At 70.9% G+C, this 18,750-nt stretch carries 18 protein-coding genes; 8 read left to right on the top strand and 10 right to left on the bottom strand.

Translation table 11 applies throughout. From position 1 onward, the window contains the following. The gene (locus QRX50_RS27390; protein ID WP_285966034.1) at nt 1-1,389 is read left to right on the top strand and encodes a beta-N-acetylhexosaminidase; all 1,389 of its coding nucleotides are present in this window, start codon (nt 1-3) and stop codon (nt 1,387-1,389) included. A gap of 3 nt (nt 1,390-1,392) precedes the next feature. Here QRX50_RS27390 and QRX50_RS27385 read toward each other — a convergent pair whose 3' ends face one another. Next, nucleotides 1,393-1,821 carry a hypothetical protein gene (locus tag QRX50_RS27385; RefSeq protein ID WP_285966033.1) on the bottom strand — a complete coding sequence of 143 codons (429 nt, stop codon included), beginning with the start codon at nt 1,819-1,821 and terminating at the stop codon, nt 1,393-1,395. 179 nt (nt 1,822-2,000) lie between these two features. Here QRX50_RS27385 and QRX50_RS27380 point away from each other — a divergent pair, with 179 nt between their 5' ends. After that, nucleotides 2,001-3,239 carry a sialidase family protein gene (locus QRX50_RS27380; RefSeq protein WP_285966032.1) on the top strand — a complete coding sequence of 413 codons (1,239 nt, stop codon included), beginning with the start codon at nt 2,001-2,003 and terminating at the stop codon, nt 3,237-3,239. Nucleotides 3,240-3,251: 12 nt separating this feature from the next. Here QRX50_RS27380 and QRX50_RS27375 read toward each other — a convergent pair whose 3' ends face one another. Together QRX50_RS27375 and QRX50_RS27370 are read right to left on the bottom strand one after the other, a co-directional pair. Beyond that, nucleotides 3,252-3,920, bottom strand: coding sequence for a response regulator (locus tag QRX50_RS27375; protein WP_285966031.1), 669 nt, complete (start codon nt 3,918-3,920; stop codon nt 3,252-3,254). Further along, nucleotides 3,917-5,596: a sensor histidine kinase gene (locus tag QRX50_RS27370; protein ID WP_285966030.1), complete on the bottom strand. Its 1,680-nt coding sequence runs from the start codon at nt 5,594-5,596 to the stop codon at nt 3,917-3,919. The genes QRX50_RS27375 and QRX50_RS27370 overlap by 4 nt, the downstream gene beginning before the upstream one ends. 180 nt (nt 5,597-5,776) lie before the next feature. On the opposite strand from QRX50_RS27370, the gene QRX50_RS27365 reads away from it, so the two are divergent. Both QRX50_RS27365 and QRX50_RS27360 read left to right on the top strand, forming a co-directional pair. Further along, nucleotides 5,777-7,162, top strand: coding sequence for a cation:dicarboxylate symporter family transporter (locus tag QRX50_RS27365; RefSeq protein ID WP_285966029.1), 1,386 nt, complete (start codon nt 5,777-5,779; stop codon nt 7,160-7,162). A gap of 252 nt (nt 7,163-7,414) precedes the next feature. Next, entirely contained in the window at nt 7,415-8,620 is a 1,206-nt protein-coding gene (locus QRX50_RS27360) for an IS110 family RNA-guided transposase (RefSeq protein WP_285966028.1), read from the top strand. Nucleotides 8,621-8,719: 99 nt separating this feature from the next. Here the strand turns inward: QRX50_RS27360 and QRX50_RS27355 are convergent, their stop codons facing one another. After that, entirely contained in the window at nt 8,720-9,112 is a 393-nt protein-coding gene (locus QRX50_RS27355) for a winged helix-turn-helix transcriptional regulator (RefSeq protein WP_285966027.1), read from the bottom strand. A 113-nt stretch (nt 9,113-9,225) separates the two neighbouring features. Between QRX50_RS27355 and QRX50_RS27350 the strand changes: the two genes are divergently transcribed. Then, nucleotides 9,226-10,638, top strand: a complete 1,413-nt coding sequence (locus QRX50_RS27350) for an MFS transporter (RefSeq protein WP_285966026.1) — start codon at nt 9,226-9,228, stop codon at nt 10,636-10,638. Here QRX50_RS27350 and QRX50_RS27345 read toward each other — a convergent pair. Genes QRX50_RS27345 through QRX50_RS27335 form a run of 3 tightly spaced genes read right to left on the bottom strand, consistent with a single transcriptional unit; the run spans nt 10,626 to nt 12,334 of the window. Further along, nucleotides 10,626-11,069 (bottom strand): SRPBCC family protein, encoded by a 444-nt coding sequence (locus QRX50_RS27345; protein WP_285966025.1) that lies wholly within the window; start codon nt 11,067-11,069, stop codon nt 10,626-10,628. The genes QRX50_RS27350 and QRX50_RS27345 overlap by 13 nt on opposite strands. A 3-nt stretch (nt 11,070-11,072) precedes the next feature. Next, the gene (locus QRX50_RS27340; RefSeq protein ID WP_285966024.1) at nt 11,073-11,789 is read right to left on the bottom strand and encodes an anti-sigma factor family protein; all 717 of its coding nucleotides are present in this window, start codon (nt 11,787-11,789) and stop codon (nt 11,073-11,075) included. Further along, nucleotides 11,786-12,334 (bottom strand): sigma-70 family RNA polymerase sigma factor, encoded by a 549-nt coding sequence (locus QRX50_RS27335; protein ID WP_285966023.1) that lies wholly within the window; start codon nt 12,332-12,334, stop codon nt 11,786-11,788. Before QRX50_RS27335 ends, QRX50_RS27340 begins: the two co-directional genes overlap by 4 nt. Before the next feature lie 349 nt (nt 12,335-12,683). Here QRX50_RS27335 and QRX50_RS27330 point away from each other — a divergent pair, with 349 nt between their 5' ends. After that, nucleotides 12,684-13,361: a fibronectin type III domain-containing protein gene (locus QRX50_RS27330; RefSeq protein ID WP_434533143.1), complete on the top strand. Its 678-nt coding sequence runs from the start codon at nt 12,684-12,686 to the stop codon at nt 13,359-13,361. Between the two features lie 50 nt (nt 13,362-13,411). Here QRX50_RS27330 and uvrA read toward each other — a convergent pair whose 3' ends face one another. Beyond that, entirely contained in the window at nt 13,412-16,273 is a 2,862-nt protein-coding gene (uvrA, locus tag QRX50_RS27325; RefSeq protein ID WP_285966022.1) for an excinuclease ABC subunit UvrA, read from the bottom strand. 76 nt (nt 16,274-16,349) lie between these two features. Next, entirely contained in the window at nt 16,350-16,988 is a 639-nt protein-coding gene (locus QRX50_RS27320; RefSeq protein ID WP_285966021.1) for an acyltransferase family protein, read from the bottom strand. 163 nt (nt 16,989-17,151) lie between these two features. Here QRX50_RS27320 and QRX50_RS27315 point away from each other — a divergent pair, with 163 nt between their 5' ends. Further along, a complete protein-coding gene (locus QRX50_RS27315) occupies nt 17,152-17,829 on the top strand; it encodes an MBL fold metallo-hydrolase (protein WP_285966020.1) in 678 nt (225 codons plus the stop codon). A gap of 158 nt (nt 17,830-17,987) precedes the next feature. Continuing rightward, the gene (locus QRX50_RS27310) at nt 17,988-18,524 is read left to right on the top strand and encodes a hypothetical protein (RefSeq protein ID WP_285966019.1); all 537 of its coding nucleotides are present in this window, start codon (nt 17,988-17,990) and stop codon (nt 18,522-18,524) included. On the opposite strand, the gene QRX50_RS27305 is transcribed toward QRX50_RS27310, so the two are convergent. Beyond that, on the bottom strand, nt 18,508-18,747 hold the full coding sequence (locus QRX50_RS27305) for a hypothetical protein (protein ID WP_285966018.1): 240 nt from the start codon (nt 18,745-18,747) through the stop codon (nt 18,508-18,510). The two genes, QRX50_RS27310 and QRX50_RS27305, sit on opposite strands and share 17 nt — an antisense overlap. Nucleotides 18,748-18,750: the final 3 nt, after the last annotated feature.

Raw genomic sequence — 18,750 nt, 5'->3', positions numbered from 1 at the left:
ATGCCCGGGTTCGACACCCTGCTCCCCCGTCCCGTCTCCGTCACCGCGGCGCCGGGCGCGTGCCCGTGGCCCGCGCCGGTCACCGTGCGGCCGGCGCCGGAGCTGCCCGCCGAGGGCTACCGGCTGGCGATCACGCCACGCGGTGTCACGCTGACGGTCGCCGACGCGGCGGGCGAGGTGTACGGCCGGCAGACGCTGCGCCAGCTCGCCGGGCCGGACGCGTTCCGGGCGGCGTCGATCCGCTCGGGGCTGACGCTGCCGTGCGGTGTGGCGGAGGACCACCCGCGGTTCGGCTGGCGCGGCTGCCTGCTCGACGTGGCGCGGCACTTCCGCACGAAGGCCGAGGTGCTGCGGTTCGTGGACCTGCTCGCGGCGCACAAGCTCAACGTGCTGAACCTGCACCTCACCGACGACCAGGGCTGGCGGATCGAGGTGCCGCGGTTCCCCCGCCTGACGTCGGTCGGCGGCTGGCGGCGTTCGTCGATGGTAGGGCGCCACGACGGCCCCGAACGCGACGGCCGTCCGCACGGCGGTTTCTACTCCGCCGACGATCTGCGGGAGATCGTCGCGTACGCCGCTTCGCGGGCCGTGACGGTGGTGCCGGAGATCGACGTGCCGGGCCACGCCCGCGCGGCCATCGCCGCGTACCCGAAGCTCGGCCCCGATCCCGACGCGGACTGGGAGGTGTGGACGTCCTGGGGCATCAGCACTTCGCTGCTCGATCCGTCGGAGTCCACACTGGACTTCTTCCGCACGGTGTTCGACCACCTGCTGGACATCTTCCCGTCGCCGGTCATCGGCCTCGGCGGAGACGAGGTGCCGGGCGCGACCGAGGCCCACGGCCGGTTCGTCCGCGACATCGCCGCGCACCTGGCCTCGCGCGGCCGGCAGGCGCTCGGCTGGGACGAGGTCCTCGACATCGACGACCTCCCGCCCATGGTGATCGGCGCCTGGCAGGACGAGGCGCGCGGCCAGCTGGCCGCATCGCGGGGTCACGACGTGGTGCTGTGCCCGGAGGACCGCGTGTACCTCGACCACCGCCAGTCCGATCACCCGGACGAGCCCATTCCCGTCGGTTACCTGCGCACGCTGGAGGACGTCTACACGTACGAACCGGCGCTGACCGGCCCGCACCTGCGCGGCGCCCAGGCCCAGGTCTGGACCGAGCACCTCGACACCGCGCGGCGTGTGGACTACGCGGCGTTCCCCCGGCTGAGCGCGTTCGCGGAGCTCGCGTGGAGCACCGGCCCCCGCGACTTCGCCGAGTTCCTGCCGCGGCTGCGCGACCACCACTTCCCGCGGCTCGACGCGCTGGGCGTGGAGTACCGGCCGCTCGACGGGCCGCACCCGTGGCAGACCCGGCCCGACACACCGGGCCGGCCCCGCTGAGTTCTAGCGCTGCCCGCGGTCCGGCCTGACCACGTGCGGCCCGGGCTTGCCCTCCGGCACCGCGCTCACCGGACGCACACCTGTGGCCCACCACCAGAACGCCCCGCCGACCACCGCGACCAGCAGGCCGCCGACCATCAGCACCACGGCGAGCCACACGATCGACGCCGACAGCGCGGCCATGCCCCCGACCACGGCCAGTACGCCGGCGAAGTACACCAGCGCCCACCCCAGCAGCGACTGCCGCACCTTGCGGGCCGCCGCCACGCGCAGCTGGAGCTCGGTGCCGCACCAGCCGCACACGGCCGTCGCCGAGGCGTACCCGGCCGCGGGCCGCCGGACGCTGAGCGGCGAGGTACGTTCGCTGCCCTCGGCACTCCGCTCGTGCGCGAGGTGCCGCAGCAGCAGCCGTGGGCGCGGGTCTCGCTCCACCGGATTCCCTTCGTCGCGCGGGTTCGCCGGTGACCGTAACGTCTTCCCGCCGCGAGGTATAGGGCGTTATACGGAAACAGTGTGCGAACGACCATCCGGGTGAAACCGGTCGATTCGCCCGCGCCGCCGTCGTCACGACGGCAGGCTCCTGCTGTCGATCACGGCGTGAAGGGGAGAACGTGAAGAGAATCGGTGCGCTCGTCGGACTCGTGCTTCTGACGTTGGGGTTGATCACCCCGGTGGCGTCGGCGGCACTGCAACCAGGCTACGGAGCGCTGACCATCGAGCCGGCGGACCCGAACCGGCAGTTCCGCGCCATGCCGTCGCTGCAGTGGGTCACCTGGCAGGACGCGACGGGCGCGACCAAGCACCGGCTGATCCGCAGTTTCCTGGTCAGCGCCGACGGCGACCGGCAGGTCAAGTCCCGCGTCGAGTACCGGGACGACGCGGGCCGCTGGCAGCCCGCGCTCGAAGCCGGAACGGGGAAGAAGCTGCAGGACTTGCCCACGGCCCAGTTCGCGATGGTGGCCAACGGCGTCGCCACGGGCCGCGAGTACTCGGTGTTCGAAAGCCTCGGCAGGGTGGATGCCACCGGTCAGCGATACTTCGTGCGCTGGACCTCGTCCGACGGCGGTGCGAGCTGGCGGATCGGCCGGGCGAACCTCGACCTGGCCGGGGCCATCATCCGAACCGGCGAGACCGGGCGCCTTTTCCAGGGCGTGCTCACGCTGCCCAACGGGGATCTGGTCGCGCCGTTCTACGCCGGGCAGGCCAACGGGCATTCGGCCGCCTACCTGCTCACGATGCCGAAGGGCGGCACCACCTGGACCCGCTCGGCCACCCCGTTCCTGTCCGCCGCCTTCAACTACAGCGAGTCCTCGGCCACCCGTCTCGCCGACGGGCGGCTGCTGATGATCACCCGGCAGGACGACGATCCCACGTCCAAGGTCATCTACAGCCGGCTGCTCGGCCGGATCACCAACGGCCCCGTGAGCTCCGCGGCGGACCTCAAGACCGCGGGCTGGGGTGCGGCGTTCGCGGTGAAGGTGCCCGGCGCGATCGACGCGAACGCGGTGCGTGGGGTCGCCCCGGTGGTGAACACGATGGAGGGCGGCATCCTGATGCTGGTGTTCGGCCGGCCCGGCAACAACATCGCGTTCAGCTACGACAGCGGCGCCACTTGGACCGCACTGCACCGCTTCTACACCAATCAGCCCACCAACTGCACCGCGCCCAACGGCGTGCATCCGTGCGACACCCTCGGCTCCAGCGGCTACATCGGGGTCGCCGTCACCGGGCCGCGCACCGCCACTTTCTACGGCGACAACTGCCAATCCGGCTGGGGCTGCGAAGCCGGCTGGTCGTACCCCAACGGCAAGGACAGCAAGCTCTGGACGATGTCCGTGCGGCTCGCCTGACGACGGCGAACCTCAGGCCGGGCCGTGGCGGTACCACACCTCGGGCCGCCCGACCTGGCCGTAACGGGGTTCGCGGTGGGCCAACCCGTTGTCCGCCAAGTACTCCAGGTAGCGGCGGGCCGTGACGCGCGAAGCGCCGATCGCGCTCGCCGCGCCGGCGGCGGAGAGGCCTTCGGAGGCGGCGGCGAGGGCTGCGGTGATGGCTTCGAGCGTCTCGGCGCTCATGCCCTTCGGCAGGGCGTGCTGCTCGCTCGTGCGCAGCGTGGCGAGTGCGCGGTCGATCTCGGCCTGGCCGGTGACCTCGCCCGAAGCCCGGTGGAACTCGGCGTAGCGCTCGAGCTTTTCCCGCAGCGAAGCGAAAGTGAACGGTTTCAGCAGGTACTGCACCACGCCCACCGACACCGCCGCCTTCACCAGCGCGAGGTCGCGCGCCGAGGTCACGGCGATCACGTCGATGGGCAGGCCGGCCGCGCGCAGGGAGCGGCACACGGCGAGGCCGTGGGTGTCGGGCAGGTAGAAGTCGAGCAGCACGAGGTCGACGGGTTCGCGCTCGCAGAAGCGCAGCGCGTCGCCGCCGGAGTGGACGACGCCGGCGACGCTGAAGCCGCCCACGCGCTCCACGTAGAGCCGGTGGGCCTCGGCGGCCACGGGCTCGTCCTCCACCACCAGCACCCGGATCACCGCAGCGCCTCCCGCCTGGGCAACCGCACCGTGAACACCGCGCCGCCATTTTGTCCGACACCGTTGTGCCCGGCACCGTTGTGCCCGACACCGATGTGCCCGACACCGATGTGCCCGGCACCGTCCCGGCCGACGTCCACGCTGCCGCCGTAGCGCCGGACGGCCTGGACCACCAGGGCGAGCCCGAGCCCGTGGCCCTCGCCCGCCTTCGTGGACCAACCGCGGCGGAACATGTCCTCCACAGCTTCCTCCGGTACGCCCGGGCCGTTGTCGGCGACCCGCAACAGCAGCCCGTCCTCGTCGGTCCGCGCGGTGACGACCACGGCCGGCCGCCCGCTCGCCCCGCGCGCGGCGGCGTCGATGCCGTTGTCGACGAGATTGCCCAGGATCGTCACGAGGTCCCGCCCGGCGATCTCCGGGCCACGGTCCTCGATCACCGTGTCGGGGGTGATCGTGAACTCGACGCCGCGTTCGCTGGCCTCCGCGGCCTTGCCGAGCAGCAGGGCCGCCAGCACGGGCTCGGACACCGCGCTCATCACGCGGTCAGTGAGCTCCTGGGCCAGCGCGAGCTCGGCCGTCGCGAACTCCACCGCGTCCTCGGGCCGGCCGAGCTCCACGAGGGAAACGACGGTGTGCAGCCGGTTCGCCGCCTCGTGCGCCTGCGACCGCAGCGCCTCCGCCAGGCTGCGGGCGGTGGTGAGCTCACCCGTCAACGTCTGCAGTTCGGTGTGGTCGCGCAGGATCACCACGGTGCCCTGCGCGCGTCCGCCGGAGCGCACGACAGTCGTACTGACCACCAGCACGCGCGTGTCGGTGAGGTGCAGCTCCTCGGTGCGCGTCTCGGCGGAGACGAACGCGGCCACGAGCTCCGGCGGCAGCCCCAGCTCGACCAGCGGCCGCCCCACGGGATTCGCGGTGAGGCCCAGGAGCGTGCGGGCGCCGTCGTTGCACAGGCCGACGCGGCCGTCGCGCCCGACCAGCAGCACGCCTTCGCGGACGGAGTGCAGCACGGCTTCGTGGTACTCGAACAGGTTGCTGAGCTCACCGGGCGCGATCCCGCGCGTCTGCCGCTTGAGCCGGGCGCTCACGAGCCAGCCGCCACACGCGCCGACGAGCAGCACGGCGGCCGCGACACCGGCGAGCGGCCACACGCGGTCGCGCAGCTCGGTGGAGATCGCCGCGATCGTGATGCCCACCGCCACCAGGGCGACGACGCGGTGGTTCGCGTCGAACACCGGAACCACGGCGCGGACCGAAGGCCCGAGCGAACCGGTGTAGGTCTCGGTGACCACGCCCCCACGCTGGGCAGCGGCGATGTGGCCGAGGAACGGCTGCCCGATCAACGCCGGGTTCGGGTGCGTGTAGCGGATCCCCTCCGGGGTCATGATCGTGACGAAGTCGACGTCGGCGTCGGTCTGCACCCGCACCGCGTAGGGCTGCAGCACGGCCGTGGGGTCCGGTGTGGACACCGCCCGGGTCACGCTCGGCGAGTCGGCGATCGCGCGGGCGACCGCCAGCGACTGGTCGCGCGCCCGGTCGGACGTCGTGCGGCCGGCGTCGAGATACGCGATGGTGATCCCGCCGCCCACGAGCACGAGCAGCACCGCCAGCTGGAGCACCAGCAGCTGGCGGGCGAGGCTCCAGCGGCTCGACCGGGTCCGGGTGGGGGCAGGCACGTGCACATACCAGCACACCCGGGCACGGGGCAACACCCGGGTGGTGCGACGACCCTCGCGTACCACCGTCCGAACCGGACTGGACCTCTCGTGCGAACTCAATGAACACAACGGTGACGCTGGTCATATCCTCCCCGCATAGTGACCGGCGTTCCACCCATTCCCCAGCTGGAGGCAACGGTGCCGACACCGACCCCCGAAGCGGCCGCGCCCAAGCGCGACCGCACGCGTTACCTTTACCTGGCCGTGATCGCCGCCGTGGTGCTCGGCGTCGCGGTCGGCTTGATCTGGCCGTCGTTCGGCAAGCAGCTCGCACCGCTGGGCACCGGATTCGTCAACCTGATCAAGATGATGATCTCGCCGATCATCTTCTGCACCATCGTGCTGGGCATCGGCTCGGTCGCGAAGGCGGCGAAGGTCGGCAAGGTCGGCATCACGGCGCTGGTCTACTTCATCGTGATGTCGACGTTCGCGCTCGCCATCGGCCTCATCGTCGGAAACATCCTCCACCCCGGCAGTGGTCTGCACCTCAACCCCGCCGACGTGTCGAAGGTCCACGACCAGGCCAAGGGCGCCGAAGGCGGCGTCGACTTCGTGCTCGGGATCATCCCGACCTCGTTCGTCTCGGCGTTCACCGAGGGCCAGGTCCTGCAGACGCTGCTCATCGCGCTGCTCACCGGGTTCGCGCTGCAGAAGCTCGGCAAGCGCGGCGAGCCGATCCTGCGCGGCGTCGAGCACGTGCAGCGGCTGGTGTTCCGCATCCTGGCGATGATCATGTGGGCCGCCCCGGTCGGCGCGTTCGGCGCGATCGCGGCCGTGGTCGGCGCCACCGGCTGGGGCGCGCTGCGCAGCCTGCTGGTGATCATGCTCGGCTTCTACGTGACCTGCCTGATCTTCGTGTTCGGTGTCCTCGGCGCGGTGCTGTGGCTGGGCGCACGGGTCAACATCTTCCAGTTGCTCAAGTACCTGGGCCGCGAGTTCCTGCTGATCCTGTCCACGTCGTCGTCGGAATCGGCGCTGCCGCGGCTGATCGCGAAGATGGAACACCTCGGCGTGAGCAAGCCGGTCGTCGGCATCACGGTGCCCACGGGCTACTCGTTCAACCTCGACGGCACGGCGATCTACCTGACCATGGCGACGCTGTTCATCGCCACGGCGCAGGACGAACCACTGGCGCTGGGCGAGCAGATCACGTTGCTGCTGTTCATGATCATCGCTTCCAAGGGTGCGGCGGGCGTCAGCGGCGCCGGCATCGCGACCCTGGCGAGCGGCCTGCAGTCGCACCGGCCGGAGCTCGTCGACGGCGTCGGGTTCATCCTCGGCATCGACCGGTTCATGTCCGAGGCCCGCGCGCTGACGAACTTCGCCGGCAACGCCGTGGCGACCGTCCTCATCGGATCGTGGATGAAGGAGTTCGACCGCGACAAGTCCCGCCAGGTCTTCGCGGGGTCCGCGCCGTTCGACGAAGCCACGCTGCTCGACGAATCCGCCGCTCCGGCCGAACCGGCCGCCACTGAGCCGCCCACCGACCGGGGCGAACCGGTCGGAGCCTCAGCGGGCAACTGAAGCCGTTCGCACCCCAACCCCCCCGTTACCTTTTTCGTGGCTCTCGATCAGGGAGTTGTGGTCGCCGGGTTCGGCATGACTGACGCCCCCAGTCGTAGGCATGATCCGGGGGGGTGGTGTCACCGGGCCTGGTGGCATCGAGGGACCGCTGATAGGGACACGGCCGCCGCAGGGTAGGTCTCGTCGTAACGTGGGTGCCGGCCATCGATGCCAGACCGGTGACCACGTCGCGGCGAACGAACGGCATGGTGGATGAGCAGCAGTTTCGGGGTGTTCCTCGGCCTGGATGTCGGCAAAGGTGGCCACCACGCGGTCGGCCTGGACCCGGACGGGAAGCGGCTGCATGACGGGCCGCTGCCCAACACCGAACCGAAGCTGCGGGCGCTGTTCGCCAAGCTCGCCCAGCACGGAACGCTGCTGGTCGTGGTGGACCAGCCGGCCACGATCGGGGCGCTGCCGGTCGCGGTCGCACGCGCGGCAGGGCATCAGGTGGCCTACCTGCCCGGACTGGCGATGCGCCGCATTGCCGATCTCTACCCGGGCCGGGCGAAGACCGATGCCCGGGACGCGTTCGTCATCGCCGATGCTGCCCGCTCGCTGCCGCACACGCTGCGGCCGGTCGACGTCGGCGACGACGCCTTGGCCGAGCTGGATGTGCTGGTCGGGTTCGATGACGACCTGGCCGGCGAGGCCACCCGCATCGCCAACCGGATCCGTGGTCTGCTCACCGGTATCCACCCCGCCCTCGAACGCGCCATCGGACCACGGATCAGCCACCCGGCCGTTCTGGAACTCCTCTCCCGCTGCGGCGGACCGGCCGGCATCGCCAAAGCGGGCCGCCGCAAACTCGCCGCGATCGCCAAAGTCCACGCACCCCGCATGGGCGACGCACTCGTCGACGCAATCATGACCGCTCTCGACGAGCAACCCGTCACCGTTCCAGGCACCGCAGCCGCAGACACCGTGCTGCCCCGGCTCGCGGACAGCCTGAAAACCGTGCTTCAGCAACGCAAAGCCGTCGCCGAGCAGGTCGAGGGGATACTCGATGCGCACCCTCTTGCCGGGGTCCTGATCTCGATGCCCGGCATCGGGGTCAGGACCGCAGCCCGCATCCTGCTGGAGATCGGTGACGCCTCGAACTTCAAGTCCTCCGGGCACTTGGCCGCCTACGCGGGCATCGCCCCTGTCACCCGCAGTTCTGGGTCTTCGATCAAGGGCGAACATCCCGCGCGAACCGGCAACCGCAAGCTCAAACGCGCCTTTTTCCTCGCCGCGTTCGCCGCCCTGGCAGACCCGACCAGCAGGACCTACTACGACCGCAAACGCGCCGAGGGCAAGAAACACAACGCAGCACTCATCTGCCTGGCCCGCCGCCGCTGCGACGTCCTCTACGCCATGCTGCGCAACGGCACCCACTACCGCCACCCCGAACCCGCTCCCACCACAACCGCGGCTTGACAACCACATAGGGACACCCCCCCCCCGCCGGGGTGCGAACACCCCCGTGTGCCGTGGTCGTGAGCGTCCCCCGTGCTCGCGACCACGGCACACGCAGTTCTACTGTGCGTCGTACGCTTCGCGCGCCACGGCGATCCCCTCGCGGTGGCGCTGTGCCCAGTCGACGAGCCCCGACAACGTGCCGTAGAGCTCACGCGCCATCGGCGTCGCCTCGTACTCGACGCGCGGCGGCACGGTCGGGTAGACGGTGCGCTCCAGCAGCCCGTCGCGTTCGAGGTTGCGCAGGGTGAGCGTGAGCATCCGGCGGCTGATCCCCGCCACCGAGCGTTCCAGCTCTGTGAACCGCACCGGGCCCTGTGAAGCCCCCAGCAGGATGCCGATCGCCCACTTGCCGCTGATCCGGTTGAGCACCTCGAGCAGCGTGCACGCCTCGAGTTTCTCCGGGTCGATCGCGCTGACCTGCTCGGTCACAGCGGTGTTCCCCTGGGACATGAAAGTGCCTCCTTCCGCGCCCCTCGATGGTCACACAAGATGGTCGCTGTAACAAGAGATGCCCTGGGCACGACCTGGGGATTCTCTTCGGTGATCGTTCTGGAGGGACCGAAATGCCGGAAGTCCGTCGCCGGGCCGTCGCCCTGGTGGTGCTGTGCGCGGCCTCGCTCATGGTGGTGCTCGACGGGAGCATCGTCGCCGTGGCGCTGCCCTCGATGCAGGCCGAGCTCGGCTTCACGTCCGCCGGGCTGGCCTGGGTCGTCAACGCCTACCTCGTCGCGTTCGGCGGGCTGCTCCTGCTCTCCGGCCGGCTCGGCGACCTGCTGGGCCGGCGGCGGGTGTTCCTCGCCGGGCTCGTGGTCTTCACCGCGTCCTCGCTCGTGGCTGGGCTCTCGACCGACGCGGCTGTGCTGGTGACCGCCCGGTTCGTGCAGGGTGTCGGCGGCGCGCTCGCGTCGGCCGTGGTGCTGGGCATGATCGTGACGATGTACCCCGAGCCCCGTGCGCAAGCGCGGGCGATCGGCGTCTTCAGCTTCACGCAGGCCTCGGGCGCGTCGATCGGACTCATCGCCGGCGGCGCGCTCACCCAGGCGCTCGACTGGCACTGGACCTTCTACGTCAACCTGCCGATCGGCGTCGCGGCACTGGTGCTGGCTCCGCTGGTCGTGGACGCGGACCGAGGCCGGGGGCTGCGCACGGGAATCGACGCGCTGGGCGCCGTGCTCGTGACAGGCGGCGTGATGCTGCTGGTGTACGGGATCGTCGAGACCGGCGCCGCGCTTCCGTTGGGCGGCGCGGTTTTCCTGCTCGCCGCGTTCGTCGTGCGACAGGCCCGAGCACGGACTCCGTTGCTGCCGCTGGGGTTGTTCCGCGTGCGCGCGGTCAGCGGCGCCAACGTCACGATGGTGTTCATGGTCGCCGGCATGATGGGCTTCCAGTTCGTGACGGCGCTGTATCTGCAGAAGGTGCTCGGGCTCGACGCGCTCGCCACCGGGCTCGCGTTCCTGCCGGCGCCGGTGATGATCGCGGTGTTCTCACTGGGGATCTCGGCGAAGCTCAGCGCGCGCTTCACGCCGGGCGCGGTGCTCCTGGGCGGGCTCGTGGTGGTCACGATCGCCTTCGCATTGCTCACCACCGTGCCCACGGACGGCAGCTACTTCCTGCACGTGTTCCCGGCGCTGGTGCTCATGGGTTCCGGTGCGGGCGCGGCCATCCCGGCCGTGATGGGGCTGGCGATGTCCGGGACGGACCCGGCCGACGCGGGGGTGGCGTCGGGCCTGATCACCACCACGCAGCAGGTCGGCGCGGCCATCGGCACCGCGGTGCTCGCGACGGCCGCGGCGGCGCGCACGGCCGGGCTGGCGTCGGAGGGGGCGCGCGCCGCACTCGCTTCGGGTTACCGGCTCGCGTACGGGCTGAGCGCGGGCTTCGTGCTCCTCGCCGCGGTGGCGGCCGCACTCGTTCTGGTGCGCCGCCCGCGCCCGGTCGCGGAGCCCGAGCTGTGCGTGGCGGGTCAGGCCAGGTAGGCGGCCAGGCCGAGGTGGCCCCGGCGCATCATCCACGCGTGGTTGGCGCGGAAGAACGGCCGGGCCACCGTGTCCAGCTTGCGCAGCAACGGTTTGCGGGCCTGGACATGCTGCGTGATCTCCAGCCGCGTGCCCTGGCCGACGGGGTGCAGCGCGCCGGCGAGGAAGCCTTCGAGATCACCGCTCAGTCCCACGCGGACGTGGCCCGTCACGGGATCCTCTTCCTCGCGGTGCATCGCGATCACCAGGCGGTAGGGCAGGCGCGAGCGGCAGACGACCTCGGCGGTCTCGTCGCCGAGGCGGCGCACGGAGCGCACGTCGGGCCACCACCGCGGGTACGCCTCGAGGTCCACGACGGCGTCGAAGACCCGGCGGGCCGGGGCGGCCGGGAGCCACCAGGTGCTGGAGAACCGGTACTCCGCGCCCGCCACCGCCTACACCCGCGCCGAGACCAGGTCCCGGCCGTCGAGGGTGACGATGCCGACCGAGGCGACGTCGGCCGGCGCGACGAGCGCCGAACCGTCGAGGCCGAAGCCCTGCGTGCTCCATTTCTCCGACACGAGCCAGCTGCCGGCGTCCCACTTCGCGCCGGTCTTGTCCGTGACCACGAGCTTGCACTTCTCACCCGCGGGGATGCCCTTCACGGCCACGTGGACCTTGACCCAGCCGGCCGCCGGGATCACCGACGCGGCGAGGCTCGCGCCCGTCGCCCCATTGGTGGCGGCCACGTCGCGGGTGCCGGGCACGGCCACCTGCTGAGCGGGTTCGGGCGCCGTCTGACGGCCGATGAAGACCCCGCCGCCGAGCGCCACCGCGGCGACGACCGCCGCGGCCGCGATCGCGAGGCCCCGGCGCGAGCCGGTGCGGCTCGGTGCCGCGGTGGATTCGGCGGGGCGGGCCTGCTCCTCCTCGGCCCGGATCCGGCGCAGCGTGCGCTGCAGCAACAGGTCGCCGCCCTCGGGCGGGCCGTCGAGGAACGCCTCGGGCGGCACCTCGTCGAGCGCCTCGCGCAGGGCGCCGAAGTCCTTGAGCTCGAAGCGGCACTGCGCGCACGTGGTCAGGTGGCGTTCGAACTCGACCGCCTCTGCCGGGTCCAGCGCGCCGAGGACGTAGGCGCCGAGCTGCGCGTGCTCCTGCTCGACCGCGCTCATCTCACTGCCTCCGTTCCGCCGCTCACCATCGCCGCGCGCAGGGCGCGCAGCGCGTAGTAGGACCGGGATTTCACGGTGCCGGGAGCGACCCCCAGCATCTCGGCTGCCTCCGCCACCGATCTCCCTCGATAGTAGATCTCCACGAGCACGTCGCGATGCTCTTGCGACAACGCTTCGAGGGCTCCCAGCACCGTCATCGAGTCGACCACCCCCTGGGCGTGGTCGCGTGCCACCGGCGCCGCGAGCGTCTCCGGGCCCTCGGCGACCTCCGGCGGCCGCGAAGCACGGGCCCGCGCCCGGTCCGTGACGAGGTTGCGCACCACGGTGAGCAGCCAGCCGCGCACGGAGCCCCGGCGGTCGCCGGTCAGGTCGTCGGCGTGCTTCCAGGCACGCACGAGCGTCTCCTGGACCACGTCCTCGGCGGCCGCGCGGTCGCCCGTGAGCCTGGTCGCGTAAGCCAGCAGGCTCCGGCCGTGTTCCGCGTGGAGCTGCTCCACGAGCCGCTCGGCGGCGGCCCGTTTCGGCCGCCCGCGTCCGATCGCCACCCTCGACCTCCCGACGGTGTTCTGGGTAGGCGAGGACAGTACTGCAAACCGCAGCGTGAACGCCGGTCGTCGCCGCACGCCCAGCACCGCCGCCGTGTCCACCGGGAGATCGCCCCCTTTCGAGTGCTCGCGTGTGCTCGACGCCGGGGTCAGAGCCCCCGACACCCCTCACACGGATGCCGGCGCGATGCGGTTCACCGCGAATTCAGAAAGTTCGCCGGAGGAATTCGTCACCGGCGGCCCGGTGGATGGGTCGTGCCGGTGATCGGGACGCGGCTTGTCGATCACCGGCGCGGGTTCCTAAGCTGACGCGGCACCGCCGCCGCCTGGACGTCCCGGAGGCTTCGCCGTGCTCGTGAAGACCCGCCTCGCGCTCGGGGCGCTGGCTGTCCTCTTCACCGCCGGCTGTTCCGCGGCCCCGGCCGCCGCGCCGGCGCCACCCGCCCACGGCCTCACGGCGACGCTCACGACCCCGACGGACATCGACCTGCGCTGGCCCGCGGGCGACCCCGCCGCGGCCGGGCACCTGCTCGAATACGCGAACTCCGCGGGCGGCCCGTGGACGGCATTGCAGTACTTCCCGCGCTCGCGGACTACGTACCGGCACCCGGACCTGATCCCGGAGACGCCGTTCTTCTACCGCGTACGAGACTTCTTCGGTCCCGTGTCGGCGGTCGTGCAGCCCGGCTCCGTTGTGCCGCCCGGACGCGCTACTCCCCCGGCCGCGGCCGTGCCGGCGCGGACGCCGGGGGACGCCGCCGCTCCGGGCGACGTGACCGTGGTCCCGGCCGAGGACTCGTCCGTGCACTTCACCTGGGCGGACCGCTCGATCGACGAGGCCGGGTTCCTGGTGGAGATCCGCAAGCCGGGGGTGGCGGGCTTCGTCCCGGTCGAGATCACCGGCCCGAACACCACGACCTGCGCACTGTCACTCCTGCCCGACGAGCAGGGCTCCACCTTCCGCGTGCGCGCGCTCTACTACGGACCGCTCTCACCGGTGGTCAACCGCACGACCGGCAAGGACTGACTCCCGCCGGTGCGGTGACCCCGGTTTCGGGTCACCGCACCAGGACGGGGTCAGGCCGGGTTGAGGACCTGGCCGAGGAACTCGCCCGTGTAGCTCTCCGGCACCGCCGCGATGTGCTCGGGTGTGCCTTCCGCGACGACCATGCCACCGCCGGAACCACCCTCCGGGCCCATGTCGATGACCCAGTCGGACGTCTTGATCACGTCGAGGTTGTGCTCGATCACGATCACCGTGTTGCCCTTGTCGACCAGCCCGTTGATCACGCCGATCAGCTTGCTGATGTCCTCGAAGTGCAGGCCCGTGGTCGGCTCGTCGAGGATGTAGACCGTCTTGCCCGTGGAGCGCTTCTGCAACTCGCTCGCGAGCTTCACGCGCTGCGCCTCACCACCCGAGAGGGTCGGCGCGGGCTGGCCGAGGCGCACGTAGCCGAGGCCGACGTCGACGAGCGTCTGCAGGTGCCGGTGGATCGCCTTGATCGGCTCGAAGAACTCGGCCGCCTCCTCGATCGGCATGTCCAGCACGTCGGACACCGTCTTGCCCTTGTAGTGCACCTCGAGCGTCTCGCGGTTGTAGCGGGCGCCCTTGCAGACCTCGCAGGGCACGTAGACGTCGGGCAGGAAGTTCATCTCGATCTTGATCGTGCCGTCACCGGCGCACGCCTCGCAGCGGCCGCCCTTGACGTTGAACGAGAACCGGCCCTGCTGGTAGCCGCGCACCTTGGCCTCGGCGGTGGCCGCGAACAGCTTGCGCACGTGGTCCCACACACCGGTGTAGGTCGCCGGGTTGGACCGCGGGGTGCGGCCGATCGGCGACTGGTCCACGCGCACCAGCTTGTCGACCGTGTTCAGCCCGTTGACCCGCGTGTGGCGGCCCGGCACCTGGCGCGCACCGTTGAGCTTGTTGGCGAGCACCTGGGCGAGGATGTCGTTGACGAGCGTCGACTTGCCCGAGCCGGACACCCCCGTGACGGACACGAGGCAGCCGAGCGGGAACGACACGTCGATGCCGCGCAGGTTGTGCTCGCGCGCGCCCACGACCGTGAGCTGCCGCTTCTTGTCGACCGGGCGCCGGATCGCCGGCACCTCGATCGAGCGACGGCCCGACAGGTAGGCGCCGGTGAGCGACTCCTTGCTCTTCAGCATCTTCTTGTACGGTCCACTGTGGACGATGTGCCCGCCGTGCTCGCCCGCACCCGGGCCGATGTCGACGACCCAGTCGCTCGCCCGGATCGTGTCCTCGTCGTGCTCCACCACGATCAGCGTGTTGCCGAGGTCACGCAGGCGAGTGAGAGTCTCGATCAGGCGGTGGTTGTCGCGCTGGTGCAGGCCGATCGACGGCTCGTCGAGCACGTAGAGCACACCCACCAGGCCCGAGCCGATCTGCGTAGCCAGCCGGATGCGCTGCGCCTCGCCGCCCGACAGGGTGCCCGACGCGCGGTCGAGCGAAAGGTAGGTGAGGCCGACGTCGAGCAGGAAGCGCAGGCGCGCCTGGATCTCCTTGAGCACCGCGCCGGCGATCATCGACTCGCGCTGCCCGAGCACCAGCTCGTCGAGGAACTTCGACGCCTCGTCGATCGACAGGGCGCAGACCTCGGCGATCGAACGCTCACCCTGCGTCGCGTGCTCCAGGGTGACCGCGAGGATCTCGGGCTTGAGCCGCGTGCCCTGGCAGGTGGGGCACGGCACCTCGCGCATGTAGCCCTCGTACCGCTCGCGCATGTACTCGGACTCGGTCTGCTCCTGGCGCCGCTCGAGGAACGGGATCACGCCCTCGAAGTTGGCGTAGTACGAGCGCTGCCGGCCGTAGCGGTTGCGGTAGCGCACGTGGACCTGCTCGTCGACGCCGTGCAGCACCGCCTTCTGGACCTTCGCCGGCAGCTGGCGCCACGGCGTGTCCATGCGGAACCCGATGGCCTCCGACAGCGACTCGAGCAGCCGGATGAAGTAGTCGGCGCTCTGCCCGCCCGCCCACGGCGCGATGGCGCCCTCGCCCAGCGACAGCTCGTCGTCCGGGACCACCAGCTCCGGGTCGACCTCCTTGCGGATGCCGATGCCGGTGCACACGGGGCACGCGCCGTAGGGCGAGTTGAACGAGAACGACCGCGGCTCGAGGTCCTCGATCGCGAGCGGGTGCCCATTGGGGCACGCCAGGTTCTCGGAGAACCCGCGCACGCGCTGCGGGTCGTTCTCCGGCAGGTCGACGAACTCCAGCTCGACCAGCCCGTCGGCCAGCCGCAGCGCCGTCTCGACCGAGTCGGTGAGCCGCTGGCGCGAGCTCGTCTTCACGCTCAGGCGGTCGATGACCACGCCGATCTGGTGCTTCTCCTGCTTCTTCAGCTTCGGCGGGTCGGTGAGCGGGTGCACCTTCCCGTCGACGACCACGCGCGCGTAGCCCTGCTGCTGCAGGTTCTGGAACAGGTCGAGGTACTCGCCCTTGCGCCCGCGCACGACCGGCGCGAGCACCTGGAAGCGCGTGCCCTCGTCCATGTCGAGCACCTGGTCCACGATCTGCTGCGGCGTCTGCTTGCTGATCAGCTCACCGCACTTGGGGCAGTGCGCCTTGCCCGCGCGGGCGTAGAGCAGCCGCAGGTAGTCGTAGACCTCGGTGATCGTGCCCACCGTGGAGCGCGGGTTGCGCGAGGTGGACTTCTGGTCGATCGACACCGCGGGCGAGAGGCCCTCGATGAAGTCGACGTCGGGCTTGTCCATCTGCCCGAGGAACTGCCGCGCGTAGGCCGAGAGCGACTCGACGTAACGGCGCTGCCCCTCGGCGAAGATGGTGTCGAAAGCGAGACTCGACTTGCCCGACCCGGACAGGCCCGTGAACACGATCAGGCTGTCGCGGGGCAGATCGAGGTCGACACCGCGGAGGTTGTGCTCGCGGGCCCCGCGAACAACGAGGCGATCAGCCACGCCCACGTCCCTTCAATTCAAATCTCGGCTCGGATGCCGGCCCGGTGGAAGTCCTGCACGGGCGGCCGCGTCCATGCTAGGACGCACCACCGACAGAAACGGGCTCCGACTCTTCGACCTGGACTTTTGCGGGTTCCTGGGCGGGTTTGCCCGCCCGCCGGGCGGTCAGGCGCCGGTGCAGCGGCCGTTCCACCCACGCGGTGAGCGCCCAGCCGGCCAGCACGGCGCCGGCCGCCACCGCGGGGAGCCGCAGCCGGCCGGGGACACCGATGTCCAGCAGAGCGCGCGCCAGGACGTAACCCATTTCCTGGTGCACCAGGTAGAGACCATACGAGATCCCGGCGAGCCAGGTGAGCGCCGGGGCGACCCGCGCGAGGCCCGGGAACCACCAGTCGGAGCCGCGTGCCGCGAGGCAGATCACCAGCAGCAGCACGGCGAAGCCGATCGTGGAGGGCCAGCGCGCGGGGTCCTGGGGCATCGCCCGGTGAAACGGGAAGACGTGCAGGTCCCGTACCACGATACAGGCCGCGACGAGCAGGCTTCGGGGCCGGGACTTCGGCCGGTTCCGGCACCGCGACCACGGCGCGGACAGGTACCTGCGCGGGCCCGGCCCGCGGAAGACGTTGAGGACCCGGATCGGCGTGCGGCGCGGGTCGAAAACCCCGCACCGGACCACCGCCGGTACGACCATCAACACCCACACGAGCCACATCATCACTCGTTCGGTGCGCCGGCTCCACGGGAGCAACTACGCCCGGACGGCACGCCGACGAGGAAATCGGTCACGCGAGTCGGCATCGGCAGGCCGCTGAAACTGACGGTTCGGAGTCTGCGTGTATGGGTGGGACAGACCCCACTCCCCCGGCTACCGTGGGTTCGTGAACATCGCCGACACTTACACCGGGCACGTCGAACCGGGCGGCGACGCCGCCCGCCGGACGCTCGACGCGCTGACCATCACCAAGCTCTCCGTGGGGCCGATGGACAACAACGCGTACCTGCTCGTCTGCCGCACCGAGAACGAGGCGCTGCTGATCGACGCCGCCAACGACCCCGAGCGCATCTCCGACCTCATCGGCCACGGCCCCGACCGGCCGGCGCTGCGCACCGTCGTGACCACCCACCAGCACCAGGACCACTGGCAGGCCCTGGGCGCCGTCGCGGGCGCGAACGGCTCGAACACCGCCGCGCACCCGCTGGACGCCTCGCCGCTGCCCGTGCCACCGGACTTCCTGGTCGAGCACGGGGACACGCTGAAGGTGGGTCAGGTCACCCTCGAGGTGATCCACCTGCGCGGCCACACGCCGGGCTCCATCGCCCTGCTGTACCGCGACCCGGCCGGGCACCCGCATCTGTTCACGGGTGACTCGCTGTTCCCTGGTGGGGTGGGGAAGACTTCGTCGCCGGAGGACTTCACGTCGCTGGTGGACGACGTCTCGGCGCGGATCTTCGACGAACTGCCGGATGACACGTGGTTCTATCCGGGGCATGGGGATGATTCGACGTTGGGGGCGGAGCGGCCGAAGCTCGCGGAGTGGCGTTCACGCGGTTGGTGAATCGAGGATCGACCTACCCGGACTGGGCTGCCTGGTTTTCAGGCAGCCCGGTTTGTTTCTCCGCAACAGACGAGCCTCGCCGAGATGCCGTTGTGACTCGTCGTAACGGGTGGGCAGCCCCGCACGACTACCGGGCACACCACGGCGAGGGGCCCTCGATGACCAAGCGCACCACGTTCTTCACCGCCGCGGCCGTCGGCGCGTTCGGGCTGTTGACGGCCTGTGGGGCCGGCGGCAACCTCGGCGTCGCGGTGCAGCGGGCCGCCGAAACTCCGGCCGCGCCGGCCACTTCCGCGCCGTCCTACCAGCCGCAGGGATCCTGTCCTCCGCTTCAGCAAGGGCAGTCCTGTGTGAACGGCGAACTCGTCGACACGCCGCCTCCCTCGATCGATCCCGCGAAGTTCACGATGTCGCTCAAGGTGCTGAGCAAGCACTGCTTCGGGTCGGCGGGGTGCAACGTCGAGGTGATCCCCGACGAATCCCTCAAGTACGACGGTCCGCAGAGCGACTTGGCGTACTACTCCGGCGGCTGCAGCCTCACCTACGAGATCGACGGGGACGAGTCCGGTGAAGTCGTCGAGACGGCGGAGTCGTCCGGGGCCGGGTCGTGGCAGGTGCATCCCACGTCGCTGTCCACGGCGTCGTCCAAGACGAAGATCTCGGCGAAGGTCACCGACGTCAGCTGTAACTCCTGAACTCGGGAGTCTCCGGTTCGGCGTGCAGCGGGACCGAAGGCGCACCGCCGAGGGCCCACGACCAGGGCAGCCACAGGGCCAGGATCAGGCTCGTCCGGTCGAACTTTTTCTGAAGCTCCCACTCCGCGGGCAGGAACCGGCCGAGTGACGGGAGCAGTTCGAGCGCGCCGAGCGTGCGGGCGGCGGCGTCGGCCGCGGTCACGTTCGCGCGGACGGTCACCATGGC

Origin of the sequence: Amycolatopsis sp. 2-15 (genome assembly GCF_030285625.1) — a bacterium.
Taxonomy (GTDB): Bacteria; Actinomycetota; Actinomycetes; order Mycobacteriales; family Pseudonocardiaceae; genus Amycolatopsis; species Amycolatopsis carbonis.
The sequence above is the reverse complement of the archived record's forward strand: the minus strand, read 5'-3'. Positions and strand labels throughout refer to the sequence as shown.